This is a genomic window from Bacillus sp. NPDC094077 (assembly GCF_050279465.1).
In the GTDB taxonomy this organism is placed as follows: domain Bacteria; phylum Bacillota; class Bacilli; order Bacillales; family Bacillaceae_G; genus Bacillus_A.
Genome location: NZ_JBNNUF010000014.1, coordinates 42,918 through 60,657 on the forward strand (window position 1 = coordinate 42,918; position 17,740 = coordinate 60,657).

Here is a 17,740-nt window from a genome sequence, read left to right on the forward strand (position 1 = left end):
CAAAGGCTGTTTTTTTATTTCTTAGGAAATAAAAACTACCGTCAAAAAATGACTGAATTTTACTTTTTATTTAAATATACATTCTATTTGAATTTACTTTCTAAAATGGGTGGTTTCCTGTTATTATATGGAGGTGTTTGAAAAGATGAAGAAATGAAAACGCATTTATAACGTGAAATTCTTCATTCGGTTTTAGCGATCGGTAATCTTCTACTCTATTAGTGGGAAATTACCGATCGTTAGAACAATATGTAATTATATTGGTATAGCAAAATGAAGGGAGTCTTGTAATGGACATTTTATTAGCGCTTCTTCCTGCAATTGCATGGGGAAACATCTTATTAGTAAGCGTAAAAATGGGCGGTGGTGCATATAGCCAAACGGTAGGTATGACAATCGGTGCTCTATTCTTTGCAACAATTATGTATGTATTTACTCAACCAGCTTTAACAATGACAATCCTAATTGTCGGTTTTATTTCAGGTTTATTCTGGGCTTTAGGACAAGTAAACCAATTAAAAACAGTTGAGAAACTAGGTGTTTCAACGACTGTAACGATTTCTACTGGTATGCAACTTGTTGCAACTTCTATCTTTGGGGTTATCGCTTTCCGTGAGTGGACTACTACAACAACGATCATTCTGGGAACGATTGCAATCCTATTAATTGTAGTTGGTGTTGTATTCACATCATTAGATGATAAAGAAAATGCACAGCCACCAGGACAATTGAAAAAAGGACTTCTAACTTTAATTGTTTCTACTTTCGGCTATCTTGTATATGTAATTATTATTCGTTGGTATAATATCGATGGTTGGTCTGCTATTTTACCACAAGCAGTTGGTATGTTTGTTGGGGCAGTTGTACTGACATCTAAACATAAACCTTTTAACAAATATGCAATTCGTAATGCTTTATCTGGTTTACTATGGGGAACAGGAAACTTATTCTTACTTCTTTCCTTACCACGTGTCGGAGTTGCGACAAGCTTCCCATTATCTCAAACTGGAATCGTTATCTCAACATTCGGTGCGATTGTCTTCTTAGGTGAAAAGAAAACAAAACGCCAAATGATCTTTATTGCACTAGGTAGTGTTTTAATTATCGGTGGCGCTGTATTGCTTGGTATGACAAAATCATAAACTTATAATCTATTAACCCCTGAAGTATAACTACTTCAGGGGTTTTTAATTACAACTATTTTTCAAATATAATAATCTTTATAACCTTTTTGTATCAATCCTCCTCCCTCCAATTTCATTCTTTTCGCTATAAGCCTTTTCTTTTTACAAAATTCTCTTGAAAATGGTATCGTTTTTTATAACATATCTCTACTAGAAAGGAATAAAGGATATGCTTAATAAACATCGAATTTTATTTATTGGTGCCGGTCGTATGGCAGAAGCTATATTTTCCGGATTACTTAAAACAAGCAAAGAATACATCGAAGAAATTATCGTTTCCAACCGAAGTAACGCAGAAAAGCTAGAGCAATTACAACAACGATATAATGTGTCCATCACTACAGATTGGAAGCAGCATATTGCATCTGTTGATACGATTGTTTTAGCGATGCCACCTGCTGCACATGAACAGTTATTAAAGGAGTTATCTCCTCTTCTAACCAACCAATTTGTCGTAACAGTAGCTGCCGGAATCGGACCATCTTATTTAGAAGAAAGACTTCCTCAAGGCACACCCGTTGCTTGGATTATGCCAAATACAGCTGCTGAAATCGGAAAGTCTATCTCCTTATATACGACGGGACAATCCGTAAACGAGATGCATCAAGAAACTTTACAACTGCTTGTAAGAGGCATTGGTACTTCACAACTTTGCACTGAAGAAGAAGTTCATCAACTTACTGCAGTTACTGGAAGTGCACCAGCCTTCCTTTATTACTTTGCTGAAAGCTTAATTGAAGCAACAAAAAGTTATGGAGTCGATGAAGCAACCGCAAAACACCTTGTCATTCAAATGATCTCTGGCTCTGCTTCTATGCTTGAACAAACACAAGATCCAGCTAACCTCCGTGAACAAGTAACAACACCAGGAGGTTCAACAGCTGAAGGTCTTAAAGCTTTATATGAATATAATTTTTCAGAAGCAATTCAACAAGCGGTAGAAGCAACAAATAGAAAAGCTAGGGGGAAATAATATGAGTTTAGCTAGTTTAAAAGACTATACAACATTACATAATGGTGTGAAAATGCCTTGGTTCGGTTTAGGTGTTTTTAAAATAGAAGATGGATCAGAAGTAATTGATTCTATAAAAGCAGCAATTAAAAATGGATACCGCAGCATCGATACAGCTGCAATCTATAAAAATGAAGAAGGCGTTGGTCAAGCAATTCGCGAATCTGGTATTCCTCGTGAAGAGTTGTTCATCACTTCAAAAGTATGGAATAGCGATCAAGGTTACGAATCAACACTTCAAGCATTTGAAACTACTTTAGAAAAATTAGGCCTAGAATATTTAGATTTATATTTAGTACATTGGCCTGTAAAAGGAAAGTATACTGAATCGTGGAAAGCACTAGAGCAGCTTTATAAAAATGGCCGTGTTCGTGCTATCGGTGTGAGCAATTTCCATATTCACCATTTGCAAGACGTATTTAAAATCGCTGAAATTAAGCCAATGGTTAACCAAGTAGAATACCACCCACGTTTAACGCAAGAAGAATTGCATACTTTCTGTAAAGAACATAACATCCAGCTTGAGGCTTGGTCACCATTAATGCAAGGGCAACTACTGGATAACCCAACATTACAAGAAATTGCAACAAAATATAATAAATCAACTGCACAAGTTATTTTACGCTGGGATCTACAAAATGAAGTTGTAACAATCCCTAAATCTATTAAAGAACATCGCATTATTGAAAATGCAAATATATTCGATTTTGAATTAAGTGCTGATGATATGAGTACAATTCAAGCTTTAAATGAAAATCATCGCGTTGGTCCGGATCCAGATAACTTTAACTTCTAGTAGGAAAACCACTGCCATATGCAGTGGTTTTCTATTTCAAAAAAACTGAAAATTTAAATTATATTTCATTCGATTGACACTTCATTCTTCAAGGTGTAAGATTTTGAATTATCAAAGAAACACAAAAATTTAATAAAATTTATTCGTTTACTCATTGTATCAAGAGAGGTGGAGGGACTGGCCCTTTGAAACCTCGGCAGCAGGTTCATTTTGAATACTGTGCCACTTCCTGCAAGCTTTATGCTTGAAAGATAGAATGAGGGACTTCGTTTATATACGGGTGCATAACTTGTACGTAAAAATCCCTCTTTCTCAATACGAAAAGAGGGATTTTTTATTTTTCATTTCCCTCATCATCATCCAATCTTATTAATTATTTAGGAGGAAAATCAAATGAAAAAGAAGTTTGTACCCGGTATCGCATCAGTTGTAGGAGTAAGTATTTTATTAACTGGTTGCGGTAGTTATAAAAACGAAGCTAGCGGAGCAAATGCAAAAGACGAGGTACCTAGTAAACAGGTTTTAAACTTATCTTCACCTACTGAAATACGAACAATGGATACAGCTCGTGCTACAGATACTGATTCTGGTCAAGTAATGAGAAACGTATTTGAAGGTTTGTATAATCTTGGTGAAGGTAACAAACCTGTCCCTGGCGTTGCAAAATCTCATGAAGTAAGTGGTGATAAAACGAAATACACATTCCATTTACGAGATTCAAAATGGTCAAACGGTACTCCTGTTACAGCGAAAGATTTTGTCTTTGCTTGGCAAAGAGCTGTCGATCCAGCAACAGCCTCTGAATATGCATTTCTATTCTTTGATATTAAAAACGCAACAAAAATTAACAACAAAGAGCTTCCAGCCGATCAACTTGGTGTAAAAGCAGTTGATGACCATACGTTTGAGGTAGAATTAGAGCGCCCTGTTCCATATTTTATTAGCTTAACAGCGTTCCCAACATTTCTACCAATTAACGAAGAATTCTTTAAAGCACAAGGTGATAAGTACGCTTTAGAAGATAATACAATTTTGTACAACGGGGCTTTTACACTAAGCGATTGGAAACATGAACAAAGTTTTAAATTTAAGAAAAATCCTACCTACTGGGATAAAGATAATGTCAAACTGGAAGAAATCAATTTTAACGTCGTAAAAGAAAAATCAACCGAAGTGAATTTATTCGAGTCAAAACAATTAGACCGTATAAAACTAACATCTGACTTCGTTGATAAATATAAAAAGGATGCTAACTTTAAAGAACGTCCGAACGTAGGAGTACAATTTTTACGTATGAATCAACAAAACAAAGTACTTCAAAACGTTTCTGCACGCCAAGCAATTGATCAAACAATTGATCGAAAATCCTTTGTAAATACGTTATTAAATGACGGCTCTACACCAACTTATAGTCTCGTTCCAAAAAACTTTGCAAAAGGTCCTGATGGAAAAGACTTCCGTACTGCAAACGGCGATTTAACAAAGGTTGATACAAAATCTGCACAAGAATTATGGAAAAAAGCAAAAAAAGAACTTGGTTCTGAAAAAATCACATTAGAATTATTAACAAGTGATGGTGACCTTGAGAAGAAAACTGGTGAGTTCCTAAAAGGACAATTAGAAAAAAATTTAGATGGCTTAACAGTAAATATAAAACCTCAACCACGTAAGCAACAAGTTTCACTTTTATTAAAAGGTGACTACGAAATTGGAATTGATGGTTGGAGCCCTGACTTTGCTGACCCAATTACATTCCTTGAATTGTTTACAACGAATAACCCTTACAACTTAGATCACTACTCTAATAAAGAGTTCGACGAAACAATTGAAAAAGTTAAAACTACTTTAGCTGGTGATGAAAAAGCTCGCTTTAATGCATTACTAGCATCAGAGAAAATATTATTTAAAGACTCTGTTATCGCTCCTCTTTACCAAAAAGGAGAATCCTATTTAGAACGTTCTTATGTGAAAGGAATTGTACAAGTGGACTTTGCAGGTCAATTAAACTTCAAATGGGCAAAAGTTGAAAAATAAAATACAACTTTAATTGGAGTTTTTCCACCCACGCCAATTGTTTTTTGCAAAATATATTAAAAGTAGATCCCTTAATATGAGGGAGTCTACTTTTTCAATATATTATTCCAAGAAATTAACACTCTATTTTCATTATTGACATATAGTTATTTCTAGTGTTAATATTCTAAATAATCAAAGAGACGAAATATTACACTATTAAAATATAATGTCTACTACGTTGAAACATATAACGATAGATTACAATTCAACATGTATATACATATAGAATACCTGATTACCTATAAACAAATATTCATAATAGGTTTTATCTCCTTCTATAGCTACTTCAAGCCATGGACATTATGACGTTACGAACAACACATTTAGGGAGGAACGAACAATGAAGAAAAAAGTTGTACCTGTTGTTGCATCTGTTTTAGGGGCAAGTCTACTACTAACTGCTTGCGGGGGGAATAAAGAAAATGCAAGCGGAGCGAAAGCAAACGATAAAGCACCTGATAAACAGGCAATTAACTTATCATATGCTTCAGAAATTCCAACAATGGATGTTGCGAAAGCAACGGATGGGGAATCCATGAACGTAATGCGAAATGTTTTTGAAGGTTTATATGCAATGGGAGAAGATAATAAACCTATTCCTGGTGTCGCTGAGTCGGTTGACATTAGTCCCGATAAAACAAAATATACATTCCATCTTCGTGATTCAAAATGGTCAAACGGTACTCCTGTTACAGCAAAAGACTTTGTCTTCGCTTGGCAACGTGCCGTAAATCCCGAAACAGCTGCCGAATATGCATTCCTATTCTTCGATATAAAGAATGCGAAACAAATAAATCAAAAACAATTACCAATTGATCAATTAGGCGTCAAAGCTCTTGATGACAAAACTTTAGAAGTACAACTAGACCGTCCTATTCCCTACTTCTTAAGCTTAACGACATTTGCAACATTCTTACCAATTAATGAAGAGTACTTAAAATCTCAAGGTGATAAATACGGTTTAGAAACAAATCATTTAATTTACAATGGGGCTTTCACATTAGATAACTGGAAACACGAACAAAGCTTCCAACTGAAGAAGAACCCTAACTATTGGGATGCTAAAACTGTAAAATTAGAAGAAATCAACTTCAATGTCGTTAAAGATAAATCTACAGAAGTTAACTTATATGATTCAGGACAAATTGATCGTGTTGCTTTAACTGCGGAATTTGTTGATAAATATAAGAGCGATCCAAACTTCAAAGAACGCGCTGAAGTCGGTATTCAATTTTTACGACTAAACCAGAAAAATGCAGTATTAAAAAATCAACATGCACGCCTTGCTATTAACGGAGCAATGAATAAAAAAGCGTACGTAGAAACCATTTTAAATAACGGTGCTGTTCCAGCTGAAGGAATGGTTCCTGCGAAATTCGCAAAAAGCCCAGAAGGCAACGACTTCCGTAAAGAAAACGGAAACCTAGTCAAAGATGATGTGAAATTGGCGAAAGAAAACTGGAAAAAAGCGAAACAAGAACTTGGTACTGACAAAGTAACACTTGAACTATTAACAAGTGATAATGCTTTAGCTAAAAAGACTGGTGAATATTTAAAAGGTGAATTAGAAAAAAATCTAGATGGATTAACAGTGAATTTAAAACCACAACCACGTAAACAACAGTTGAAATTACTATTAAGTGGTGATTATGAAATCGGAATTGACGGCTGGGGCCCTGATTTCGCTGACCCAATTACATTCTTAGATTTATTTACAACAGATAGTGCTTATAACTTCGATAAATACTCTAACAAAGAGTACGACGAGCTAATTCATAAAGTAAAAACAGATTTAGCCGGTGATGAAAAAGCACGCTGGGATGCAATGAAACAAGCTGAAAAAATCTTATTACAAGATGGTGCTGTCGCTCCTTTATATCAACAAGGTCGTTCTTACTTACAACGTGGATTTATTAAAGGACTTGTAACAACTGACTTCGGCGGTGAATTTAACTACAAGTGGACAGAAGTTGCAAAATAATAAAATCTAGTAAAAAAGGTATCCCACGAAGGATACCTTTTTTACTTTATACTTCTTTAGCTACAGAACTTCTTCCCTTTACCATTCCTCTTGTACCTATAGTGATTCCCACTACCAATTGTGTAACTAATATAATAAGTAATAATGAAATAATATTCCCCTCTAGACTAACTCCACCAAATATTATTGTATAATAACCATTCGTTGCGTATGTTGCGGGAAATAACCCACCGATTGTTTGATATATTTTAGAAAGCATCTCACGCGGTACTATTACACCTGAGCTTACAAGTTGTAATGACAGAGAAATAATATTAAAAATCATACCTGCATTTCCAAAGACAGTAATAAACATTTGTGTTAATGAAAGAAATGCAAAGAAGACGATCGCTTGAAACAACCATATATTCCATACAGTTTCTTGCACTTCTATCTGGAACCCTTTCATCAAGCCAATTGTAATACAAGCAAGCAAGATTGATACTGTACCGTTAATTACTTGTCGTGATAAGAAATTACTCCAACCGCCCTCCACTTCTTTTGCAACTTTTGATAATTCCATACTCATAATCATTGCTCCTACAAATGAAGCTAATACAATCATAAGTGGTACCATATTAACTGAAAATCCTTTTGCATCATTTACTTTATGGACTGTAAAGCCAATTGACTCTTCTGTTAAGCCTTTTATCACTTCTAGATTTCCCGTCCCTGCCACTTGAAATTTCCCAATAATCGCTTGTTCCTTATAACTTGCTATCTCTTTATTTACGTTATCTCGAATTTGTTTTGCTGCTCCTTCCATCATTTGCTTTGCCATCATGGCACTCGCTTGATTAATGTGGAAGTTTAAATTTGTTTTTCCCACCTCATTTATATCTTTTGAAAAAGAAGCGGGAATTTCAATAATCATATCATAGACATGGTCATTCATTTTTTCATTTGCTTTTTCCATAGACCGTTCTTTCTTCACTTGAAATGGTAGATTTCTCTGTAAGCCTTCTGCTATTTTACTCCCTATATTTCCATCCTCATTCACAATAGCAATACGCATTTGATCTGCTCTTTCGTTCACTCCATCATACGCCGTTAACCACACACAAAAGAAAATAAGTTGGAACGATAACGCCACTACCACTCCTACATACGTACCAGGTAATTTTAAAAATTGTTTTAATGTATTCATCTTCTCGCTCCCCATTTAGCAAGCAAGTACTTACTTGCATTTCATTTTAAATAAATACTAGGGTCTTAAAGCCCTAGCATATAAAACTATATTATTCTCAATAAATTTCTCATCATCAATTTCCATAAGTCGGTTTTCAAAACGCAATTTAGATAGGAAATAACCAAAATTAATCCATATAAAATTCATTACTTGCGCTTCAATATTTGTATGAATAATCTTGCCCTGTTCCTGCATCTTGGAAAAATAAATTATTAATTCCTCTTTTAATCCTTGTGGAATTTTAGCAATTTCCTCATCTAATTCAGGAAATTCTCTCGCCTCACGTATACCGATAGAAATAATATCTTTTATGCTATTCAAAAATTTATGATAATGCCTTGCTAAGTTTTTTAAATCCTTTTCTAATTCCCACACAATTTCTGTTTGCAAAAACTGTTTTAAATGCGGTACATATGAAAACTCTGCAACGGCTGCTTCAATAACACCCTTTTTACTTTTAAAATTACGAAATATCGTTACTTCGTTAACACCAGCACGCATTGCAATTTCTTTCGTCGTTGCTGCCGTATATCCTTTTTCTTTTACTAATTCAATCGCCGCTTGAATAATTTTTTCTGCTGTCTTTGAGCGCGCCATAAAACCCTCTCTTCCTTATGCAAGTGATCACTTACATTTTGATTATATTACTTTTCTAATAATTGTCAATAATTCTCTTTCACTTCTTTTTGCATTTCAGTACCTCCTCACAACTTCAATTTACCATATACATACAAATCATTTTTGATTTAAATTGCGGATTAACCCTTGAAGCTATAAGCAAAAAATTTATTTTCAACACATACATAATTACATGATTTTGGGAAAAACTTGTATAGAACAAATTTACATAAGGAGGAATTTATAATGAGAAATTTACTATCAGTTTTATTAGCTCTTATGCTAGTACCTGCATTAACAGGATGTAAAGCTCCTGCAAAACAAGATACAACTTCTAATAAAAAGACGACAGAAGAGGCAAAGAACGAGGCTCCTGCTGATTTAAAGCTAAACTTCAATGAATTCGATTTAAAGGCAGACTATCAGGATACAAAGAAAGACTACGAAGCTGATTATAAAAATGTAGCAGCAGATAAAAAAATGGAAGCAAAAATTGAAGACCATAAAACAGATGTAAAGTTCACAGGCGACGAGGCTATTACAAAATTAAGCCCTCTTCTACAAGAATTAAAATTTGATAAAAATACACCAGATCAAGAGGTAATTGATCAAGTAGTAAATGTATTCAAACTTGATAAAGACTATCAAAAATTCCATTTAGAAGTTGTCTTCTCTGATGGAACGAAAAAAGAATATAAAAGAGAAATAAAATAAAGAAGTAGGCGGTTGCCTACTTCTTTATTTTTGCATATCTTAAATCTAGCTTCGATCCCAGCATAATATTGAAGCCCCAATACTGATCCTTTTTGTAAGTAGGAATCAGAAGGGAATATAATTGGGATTAACGGTGAATCTGTAAACATGATATCTTCTGCTTTGTGCAATAAATCAAAGCGTTTATCTTCATTTCGTTCAACTTCTGCTTCTTTTACTAAAGCGTCAAATTCTTTATTATGCCATTTTGCATAGTTATTCGGGCCATCCCCTGCATATAAATCTAGTTTAATAATTGGATCTAAAAGAGAACCTTCCAAACAATTTCAGAATTTCACGAAGAGCAGAAAGTATTAGTATGCGAAGACGGAGATGGTAAGAAGAAAAAATAACCTTGCATGCGCAAGGTTATTTTTTCGCTTCTGTTTGAAAACGTTTATAATATGTCGATGCTGTTGAAAAATTAATGTCTATATCACGAATCAGCGATGAATCTTCTTCTTTAGCTAACTTCTGTAATTTTTTCATCGCTTGTTCCGATTCATTTAAGAAACCAACATACAATTCATGCTCTTGCTCTTTCGACTTCGGCACACGAATTTCTTTACGTATATTATCAATATCTTCTAACATACCCGTTGTTACCTTTTGCACGTCTTCCTTATATTTAGCATTAGTTATTTCCTTACCGCCCTTTTCTTTTGCCACTTCAAATAACTGTAACGCGTTATTAATTTCTTTGTTCATCTTCACATCATACTTTTCATGTACCTCGCGATATACTTTCATCTCTTCTGTCTGTTCAGTAGATTGCTCTATCTTTTCTTTTGGTTCTTTCGCTTCTTTATTCCCATTACACCCTGCTAGAAGGATCATACTTCCCATTACAGCAATACCCAAAACCTTCTTCATCTCTTCTTCTCCTTTTATCTACAGCTACTACTAATTATAGTTTTTTTATCTCCACTTGTTATTATACCGAGAACGCCCTGCTTTTTACACTTAAGACGCTATCGTAATATATATACCAACATTTTTGTCACAGTATCGTCACTTTATGCAAATAACTTTTGCATCGCTTTACTACATCACCTTACAAAACTGTAAGCACATATAGACGACTAAGATATAGATATAAAAAGACCCGGTAATAAGTTTACCAGGTCTTTTTAAACGGAAAATTTACTATGTATCTTTACCGCTTCTTATTTATTCACATTCATACGACTACGTTTATATACGAGAACACTTCCCGCCAGCATAACAACACCCACTAATGTAAGTAAATTATCATTTTGTGAAGCACCCGTTTTTGGCAAAGATACTTTATCACTCACTTTTACTGGTGTTGGAGTTACTTTTGTTGGCGTAACTGGTGTCGGTGTAATTTGATTCGGTTTATCGATTACTTGATTTGAATTTGGTCCTTTTGTATTAGGTGTATTATTTCCGGTTCCTTTCCCTTCACTATTATTATCTCCTGCTGTATTTTTATCATCTTGCTTTTTACAATCGTTATTTTCTACTTTTTCAATCGCTACTTGTTTCTTTACAGTTTGATCTCCACGTTTTGCAGTAAAGGTCACTTTTAAATCTTTTAAATTCTTAGCCGTTTCGCCAACAATTTGGAAGTACAATACGGATCCTTCTCCTGCTTTCATTGCTTGCACTGGGATTGTCGCTATATTTCCATTCCATTTAATATCTAGATTCATTGCCCCTTCACGAAGCCCTCCTTGTAAAGAAGCATCCTTTAAATAATCAGGAATTTCTGCTTGCTTATAATGATCAGGAATTGTTAATTTAATATCTTTTGGAACATCAATTTCCACATCAAATCCCTTTAAATCCTCAATTGTTAAATTCTGAGTTGTTAATAAGAAATCTAGTGTAAATTGATTTTCCTTTAAATTCTGTACACATGTTGTTGCCTTTACTTTCCCGTCAAAACGTATATCTTTGTTCATTTCTGAGAAATCAATATTAGCACTCCCTTTAATTTTCCCAAGAGGCTCATATTCATTATTCGCATGATCAATTAAATATAATTCGATATCTTTACTTACTTTTTCACCTGCTACATTTCCTAGAACAGGAATCTTAATATTTTTTGTAACTGTTTTGCCAGCATCCATTTCTGGCAATTGAATTGCAATCGCCTCAGAACCATCCTCAAGTTCTACTCCATGGACATCTTTAAAATCTCCATCTAACCCCTTTGGTATAGCTATACCAAGATAAAGATCACTTGCTTTTTCCTTAGAATTATTTGTTACTGTTGCTGTTATATCTAATACATAATGATTTTCTTTCGGATCCCATTTCGCTTTCCCTACTACATTCCCACTAAAATTAGATATATCTATTGCCTCCTCTTCATCTACTTTTGAAGAAGGTGGCGCTAACGGTTTATTAGTAACTTGCCCTGACGGTGTTACCGGTTTTGCAGGTGTTACATTTTTTTGTCCTACATTCTCTTTCTTTTGCTCTTGTTTATTTTCTTCTACTGGTTCCAATTTCTTTTCTACACTAGGTTTTGATTCTTTTAATTCTTTCTTTTCTTCTGGTTTTATAGTCTGCTCTATTTCTTTAGAAGCTTCTTTATTTCCTTGATTCTGATCTTTCTTTTGTTCTGGTTCTTTTAATTTCGCGTCCTTATGTTCATTTCCAGTTTCCTTATCTACTTTTTCCACATTTACTTGCTTCACATTATTACCTTCCGGTGCTGCTAACGCTACAACCGGAGATAAAGCTAAAAGTGATACAAGAGTTACTGCGCTTACCTTCTTAAACATAAAAAATATTCCTCCCCTATTATTGATACCATTCTATTATCTATACCACCCTATACTCTTTATAGAATATAAGACAGACCCAATATCCATTATAAGTAAAAAATAGACTGAAAACAATAAAATTACAGAATAATTAGATTTATAACTTTAAAATAAAAAGCTATGACAACATGTCATAACTCTTTATTTTCCTATACTTCTATATTTGATCCTTTTTGTAAATCAAATTGTTTTTCACTTCGTTTCGCCATAAATAGATAACATAACACGGCTCCCACTTCACAAAGCGCAATAACAACACCCATCGGCAATGCTGTATTACTTCCACCAATACCTACTAGCGGTGCAACAAGTGCTCCTGAAATAAACTGTAATAAACCTAGTAAAGCTGATGCTGTTCCTGCAGCTTGTTTCTGATTTCTCATTGCTAACGAGAAGCCAGTTGTTGATACAACCCCAACACTTGATACAACAAGGAATAGCGAGCATAAAACACCAATTAAACCTATTCCTAATACGATTGTAAGTAGTAGAGATAAACCACCAACGGTAGCAATAATAATACCGGAAACAAATAAAGTTTTCTCATTAACTTTCCCTGCTAAGCGGCCAGTAATTTGGCTAGCAATAATAATACCGATACCGTTAATCGCAAAGAACAAACTAAACTGCTGTGGTGATGCTCCGTATATATTTTGCAACACAAATGGTGAACCAGAAATATAAGCAAACATTGCCGCCGTTACTAATCCTTGCGACAATGCATATCCCATAAATAAACGATCTTTCAGGAGTTTTCCATATGTTGCCATAGTTCCTGACAATCCACCTGTCTCTCTTTCTTCAGGCGGTAATGTTTCACGTAATACGAAAGTAGCTGATATTAGCATGAATACACTAATTGCTCCAAGAACAATAAAAACGCCGCGCCATGTTGTAAACTGTAACAATTGTCCTCCAATAATCGGTGCCAAAATAGGCGCTGCTCCGTTTACTAACATAAGTAGTGAGAAAAACTTCGTCATTTCAGAACCTGAATACATATCTCTTACCATTGCACGAGATATAACGATGCCGGCAGACCCTGAAGCACCTTGTAAGAAACGTAAAAGTACTAAAGTCCAAATAGACGGTGCTACAGCACAAAGTAATGAAGAAGCAACATAAATAATAAGAGCAATAATAAGAGGTTTGCGCCTTCCGTAAATATCACTAATTGAACCGACGAATAATTGCCCTACCGAAAGCCCAAGCAAACAAGCTGTCAATGTAAGCTGTGCGAGAGATGCACCTGTTTGTAAATCATCCGTTAATTTCGGCAACGAAGGCAAGTACATATCAATAGATAATGGCCCAATTGCCGTAAGTGTCCCTAATACAAGAATCATCCATAACCTGTTTGTCTTTACAGGTTTATATACTTCGTGATTAACTCCATTCACTTTTTCCATTCACCCTTTCATATAAATGTCGAATCGTAACAATTATAGTTACAACATAAATATACGTCAAGTATCCCGTATTTTCCTGTTTAATAATGTAAAAAAGCGATAGAATCTCTATCGCTTTACTTTTTCAAATTGCTATTTGTAAATTTAGATACGGATGACATCGCCTCTCCTGTATCTAAATATGTGATTTGAATTGGATCCCCCACTTCTGTAAACATAGCATATGGGAATTTTTTCACAGGTATCATAAATACTTTTTGTTCGTTCTCTAACAGTACATACACAATTGTATTTTCACCTGATTTTTCTTTATATACGCGTTGTACAATACCTTCTTTTTGCGCCTCTTTTCCATTTGAAGTCGGTCTAAATGAATCTCCACTTCCGCTTAGCGCATTTTTATAATTCTCAAGTGCTTCTTTTTGCGTCGAGCCTGTTGCAAATATCTTCGCATTGGAAGCATAGATGACAGTATGAGCACGTACTAATCCTCCGTCATCAATAACAGGTACAATCCAAGAAGGTTTACCATACACATTATAAATAACTGGCATCGTCCCATGCCATTTCTCTCTCTTAAAGGAATTATCCACTACTTCCGAAGCAGCTGAACCGTCCATAATTCCTTTTACTTCTTTTCCGTTATAGTAATACAACTTACCTGTACGCGCATCAATGAGTGAGTAACCTAACGCAGAATCTACTCCTTCTTTCGGAGAAGTGAAATCAGTAAAGTAATATAGCGTTCCATCCTTACCGAAGATTGGTGTAACGCCTTCTTTCGTTCCCCACTCAGTTGGAATCTTCATATCAGTTTGTGAGAACTTCGTATTCCAAAATCCGTGAATATATTTACCGAAGTACGTATTTAACGTAGATGCAGTCTCATGATTTAATACGCCATCAACAAATTTAGGTGCCTTTCCTTTATCGTATCTTTTCACTTCACCTGTTTGTGCATCTACAACAACAACACCCTCTACCTCAAATCCAGATCTTCCTGAAATAAATTCACCATACGTCATTGTATAATACGGTTTCCCTTTATCATCAACTTCAAATTTAGGTTTCCCTTTAAAGATTAAATTTGGTTCCGCTTTTCGCACAACACGCTCTAAATTATTCCCGAAAAACATGCTTGGCACATATTTCATCTTATAACCGAGGTGCAGTTTCGCTTCCGCGTCAGGATTCGTACCTGACATCGTTACATAACCTGGAATTGTCTCCGCTTTCCTTGCTTTAAAAAAGCCTGAAACTTCAATCGGCGCTACATATAAAGCCTCACCGTTTACCATTTGTGGCGTTAATTCACCTAGCTCAAAATAAGCTACTTTCGGAATATCTCCAAATACTTTTTTCATCTTATTCTCAGCTGTCTTTGGCGGCACTGTAAACGGCTGATCATTTTCAGTAAATGGCTCTGAAATATCTTTCTCTACCTTCACAACAGAATCATATTTCTTTTGCGAGATTACTATATCGTACAAATAACCAAAATAGCCGTAACTTGCGAGTAAAACAAACATTAGAAGTCCTTTTAACGTACCTTCTAATTTTCCTATCTTCTCTTGTGAAAATAAAACAAGCCCAATTAAAATTGCTACTGCAACAGAATAATGAGTAAGAATTGAATCTGCTCGATCATCAATTAGCCAAAAATATTCATAGATTGCAATACCAATCCAAAATAAAATAGGAATGACTAAAATAGATGATTTTTTACCCTTTACAACCTCCTCATCCCCTTTCTTATCCACCGCTCGAAGTTTATTACTACTGCTTCTTGTCCATGGAATCAAAAACAAAGTGAGAATAGCTAAAACTAAAAATTTTATCAAAGGCAATGTCCCCTTTTCTTTTATCTTCTCCTTAAGTATAACAAATAAAGGGGAATCAGGTAGAAATGGGAATGATTATATTTTTTTACTACTTAACACAAATCCACTTACCATATACAACACTGAGGCAATATAAAAAATCGTACCAATCGTTAAGAAATCCACTAAGTAACCTGTTGCGATAACAGCTACTGCACCACCAATCGATGTCCATACATGGTACTTTCCAATTTCATAACCAGCTTCCTTATGCGCAACCTTTCGCGCTAACGACGTTTTCTCAGTATTACGCTGTACAGCACCTAAAACTCCCATTACAATTTGAAGAATATATACATGCCAAACTTCTGTTGCGATAGGAAAACAAAGCATTAATATAGCCATGGACCAAGCGTATACAATTAATAGCTTTCTATCACCCACTCTATCAGAAATTCTCCCAACTAATGGATATACTAGAGCTGAAGTTAAAGCAAATAAGCCGTATGCCCAGCCAAACTGCGAGAAACTATTTCCAACATTCCGAAGCAATAATATATAAAAGGGAAATACCATACTACCGGCCATCATAATAATGCTTTGTGAAGCTACAAATCTTCTATATGTCATTTGCTATACTCCTTATAAAATAAATTCACAAATCTTTCCTCCGGGTCTACCTCTTTCTTTTTCTGAAGAAATTCATCCATGCGAGGATATGCTTTCTTTAGCTGTTCCTTTGCTGGATAAGAATAGTAAGGTAAATAATAGCTCCCATTATGCTCTAAAGTAACATTAATCATCTTCTGAATGACCACTTTTGTTTTCTTTATTTCCTCTTCAGAGCGCCCTTGATTAATTAGAAGTACAAGCGCAAACATATCATCTTTCGCATAAGATAGCACCGCATTCTCATTCTTTTCTACGTAGCGGATTGTAATGTTAAGAAGGTTTAATTCCTCTTCATTTAAAACACTTCGTAAATCATCTATATACCCTGCAAAACTATCTATTGGTACAAAATACTCTTGTAAAACTTCGGTCAAGTTCGGATTATCATATTCCATAAAAGCACTATCAGATCTCATTACATTATTTCGAGTTTCGTACTTACCATCTGTACGTTCAAAATAACTTCTTTGTATATCCCAAAATGCATTCTTCCCCCAATCACTATAACGCGATAATCCAAGCAAAAATTTTGGTGCAGCTATAATATTTTCTTCTTTTAATTTACTGTACTCTTCCCTCATATTTTGATTTTGTGCCAATGTATAATCCGTTACATACATCTCTTTTAAAAATGAGTTTGGAGCAACAGAAATACGAGCTAAATGCATACGAACATTTTCATCTTTTTTCACTTTCTCTTTGAAATAAGACGCGTATTCTTTATAATCTATCATTCTCGTGTGCATTTCATATAATTCATCATCCGTTAACTTTAGGGTCACATCTAAAATGACACCAAATAATCCGTAACCACCAATGACATATGGGAATAACTCCTTATTCTCTTCCCTGCTTACATTACGTACAGTACCATCTGCCATTAATAGTCGAAATGATTCGACCGTATCAATCAATGCTTCATGACGAATATCACGTCCATGTACGTTTACGCTTAATGAACCACCGACTGTAAAAATATTTTGCGATTGCATAACTTGAACTGCAAGACCGTATGGATTAATTTTCTTCTGAATATCATTCCACGTGACACCGCTTTGGACTGTAATCCGCTTCTTCTCTGGATCAAATTCTAATATTTTATTATATCCTTTCATATCAAGCATCGTGCCGTTCGGATAATACGTCTGCCCGCCTTGGCTGTGTTGCATACCTGCAATGGAAATCTTCTCTCCAGAAACATTTGCATCTTGCACCAGCTTTTTTAATGAACTCTCATCCTCAGCATTTTCCACACGTTTAATCTTTGTTGGAAGCAACTTCCCTACATCGCTCATAATAGGATGATCCAATTGCTCTTTATATGTATGTATAGATGTCGTGAGCAACGCTGTATACGCTACAATTACAACTGCTATCTTTCTTTTTTTCAAAT

14 protein-coding genes, 2 pseudogenes and 1 riboswitch are annotated in these 17,740 nt (G+C 34.9%); of the genes and pseudogenes, 7 read left to right on the forward strand and 9 right to left on the reverse strand.

All coding sequences use genetic code 11. The features are described 5' to 3' along the window. The first annotated feature begins 290 nt into the window (after positions 1-290). From ACQKNR_RS24280 to ACQKNR_RS24300, 5 genes are all read left to right on the forward strand, one after another. The gene (locus ACQKNR_RS24280) at positions 291-1,142 is read left to right on the forward strand and encodes a GRP family sugar transporter (protein WP_193414339.1); all 852 of its coding nucleotides are present in this window, start codon (positions 291-293) and stop codon (positions 1,140-1,142) included. 211 nt (positions 1,143-1,353) lie between these two features. Then, positions 1,354-2,157, forward strand: coding sequence for a pyrroline-5-carboxylate reductase (gene proC / locus ACQKNR_RS24285; protein ID WP_427321364.1), 804 nt, complete (start codon positions 1,354-1,356; stop codon positions 2,155-2,157). Between the two features lies 1 nt (position 2,158). Then, complete coding sequence (locus tag ACQKNR_RS24290) at positions 2,159-2,992, forward strand: aldo/keto reductase (protein ID WP_427321366.1); 834 nt, start codon at positions 2,159-2,161, stop codon at positions 2,990-2,992. A gap of 153 nt (positions 2,993-3,145) precedes the next feature. Beyond that, positions 3,146-3,250, forward strand: a riboswitch (SAM riboswitch). 135 nt (positions 3,251-3,385) lie between these two features. Then, a complete protein-coding gene (locus tag ACQKNR_RS24295) occupies positions 3,386-5,026 on the forward strand; it encodes a peptide ABC transporter substrate-binding protein (protein ID WP_427321368.1) in 1,641 nt (546 codons plus the stop codon). A gap of 382 nt (positions 5,027-5,408) precedes the next feature. After that, the gene (locus ACQKNR_RS24300; RefSeq protein WP_427321370.1) at positions 5,409-7,049 is read left to right on the forward strand and encodes an ABC transporter substrate-binding protein; all 1,641 of its coding nucleotides are present in this window, start codon (positions 5,409-5,411) and stop codon (positions 7,047-7,049) included. Positions 7,050-7,095: 46 nt separating this feature from the next. On the opposite strand, the gene ACQKNR_RS24305 is transcribed toward ACQKNR_RS24300, so the two are convergent. Together ACQKNR_RS24305 and ACQKNR_RS24310 are read right to left on the reverse strand one after the other, a co-directional pair. Then, a complete protein-coding gene (locus ACQKNR_RS24305; RefSeq protein ID WP_427321372.1) occupies positions 7,096-8,235 on the reverse strand; it encodes a YhgE/Pip domain-containing protein in 1,140 nt (379 codons plus the stop codon). Between the two features lie 57 nt (positions 8,236-8,292). Next, positions 8,293-8,874 carry a TetR/AcrR family transcriptional regulator gene (locus tag ACQKNR_RS24310; protein ID WP_427321374.1) on the reverse strand — a complete coding sequence of 194 codons (582 nt, stop codon included), beginning with the start codon at positions 8,872-8,874 and terminating at the stop codon, positions 8,293-8,295. 267 nt (positions 8,875-9,141) lie between these two features. Here ACQKNR_RS24310 and ACQKNR_RS24315 point away from each other — a divergent pair, with 267 nt between their 5' ends. Next, the gene (locus ACQKNR_RS24315) at positions 9,142-9,609 is read left to right on the forward strand and encodes a YusW family protein (protein ID WP_427321376.1); all 468 of its coding nucleotides are present in this window, start codon (positions 9,142-9,144) and stop codon (positions 9,607-9,609) included. A 16-nt stretch (positions 9,610-9,625) separates the two neighbouring features. Here the strand turns inward: ACQKNR_RS24315 and ACQKNR_RS24320 are convergent. Then, positions 9,626-9,923 (reverse strand): annotated as a pseudogene (locus ACQKNR_RS24320) (peptide ABC transporter substrate-binding protein); the annotation flags it as partial. Between ACQKNR_RS24320 and ACQKNR_RS24325 the strand changes: the two are divergent. After that, positions 9,921-10,001 (forward strand): annotated as a pseudogene (locus ACQKNR_RS24325) (DUF3951 domain-containing protein); the annotation flags it as partial. The pseudogenes ACQKNR_RS24320 and ACQKNR_RS24325 overlap by 3 nt on opposite strands. Before the next feature lie 16 nt (positions 10,002-10,017). On the opposite strand, the gene ACQKNR_RS24330 reads toward ACQKNR_RS24325, so the two are convergent. The 6 genes from ACQKNR_RS24330 to ACQKNR_RS24355 all read right to left on the reverse strand — a co-directional run bounded on the left by ACQKNR_RS24330 (position 10,018) and on the right by ACQKNR_RS24355 (position 17,738). Further along, positions 10,018-10,521, reverse strand: coding sequence for a hypothetical protein (locus ACQKNR_RS24330; RefSeq protein ID WP_427321378.1), 504 nt, complete (start codon positions 10,519-10,521; stop codon positions 10,018-10,020). Positions 10,522-10,814: 293 nt separating this feature from the next. Beyond that, positions 10,815-12,404 carry an LPXTG cell wall anchor domain-containing protein gene (locus tag ACQKNR_RS24335; RefSeq protein ID WP_427321380.1) on the reverse strand — a complete coding sequence of 530 codons (1,590 nt, stop codon included), beginning with the start codon at positions 12,402-12,404 and terminating at the stop codon, positions 10,815-10,817. A 191-nt stretch (positions 12,405-12,595) separates the two neighbouring features. Further along, positions 12,596-13,855 (reverse strand): multidrug effflux MFS transporter, encoded by a 1,260-nt coding sequence (locus ACQKNR_RS24340; RefSeq protein WP_427321382.1) that lies wholly within the window; start codon positions 13,853-13,855, stop codon positions 12,596-12,598. A 116-nt stretch (positions 13,856-13,971) separates the two neighbouring features. Then, positions 13,972-15,693 carry a DUF3981 domain-containing protein gene (locus ACQKNR_RS24345; RefSeq protein WP_427321424.1) on the reverse strand — a complete coding sequence of 574 codons (1,722 nt, stop codon included), beginning with the start codon at positions 15,691-15,693 and terminating at the stop codon, positions 13,972-13,974. Between the two features lie 78 nt (positions 15,694-15,771). Then, positions 15,772-16,305, reverse strand: coding sequence for an MFS transporter (locus ACQKNR_RS24350; protein WP_427321384.1), 534 nt, complete (start codon positions 16,303-16,305; stop codon positions 15,772-15,774). Next, the gene (locus ACQKNR_RS24355; protein WP_427321386.1) at positions 16,302-17,738 is read right to left on the reverse strand and encodes an FAD-binding protein; all 1,437 of its coding nucleotides are present in this window, start codon (positions 17,736-17,738) and stop codon (positions 16,302-16,304) included. Before ACQKNR_RS24355 ends, ACQKNR_RS24350 begins: the two co-directional genes overlap by 4 nt. Positions 17,739-17,740: the final 2 nt, after the last annotated feature.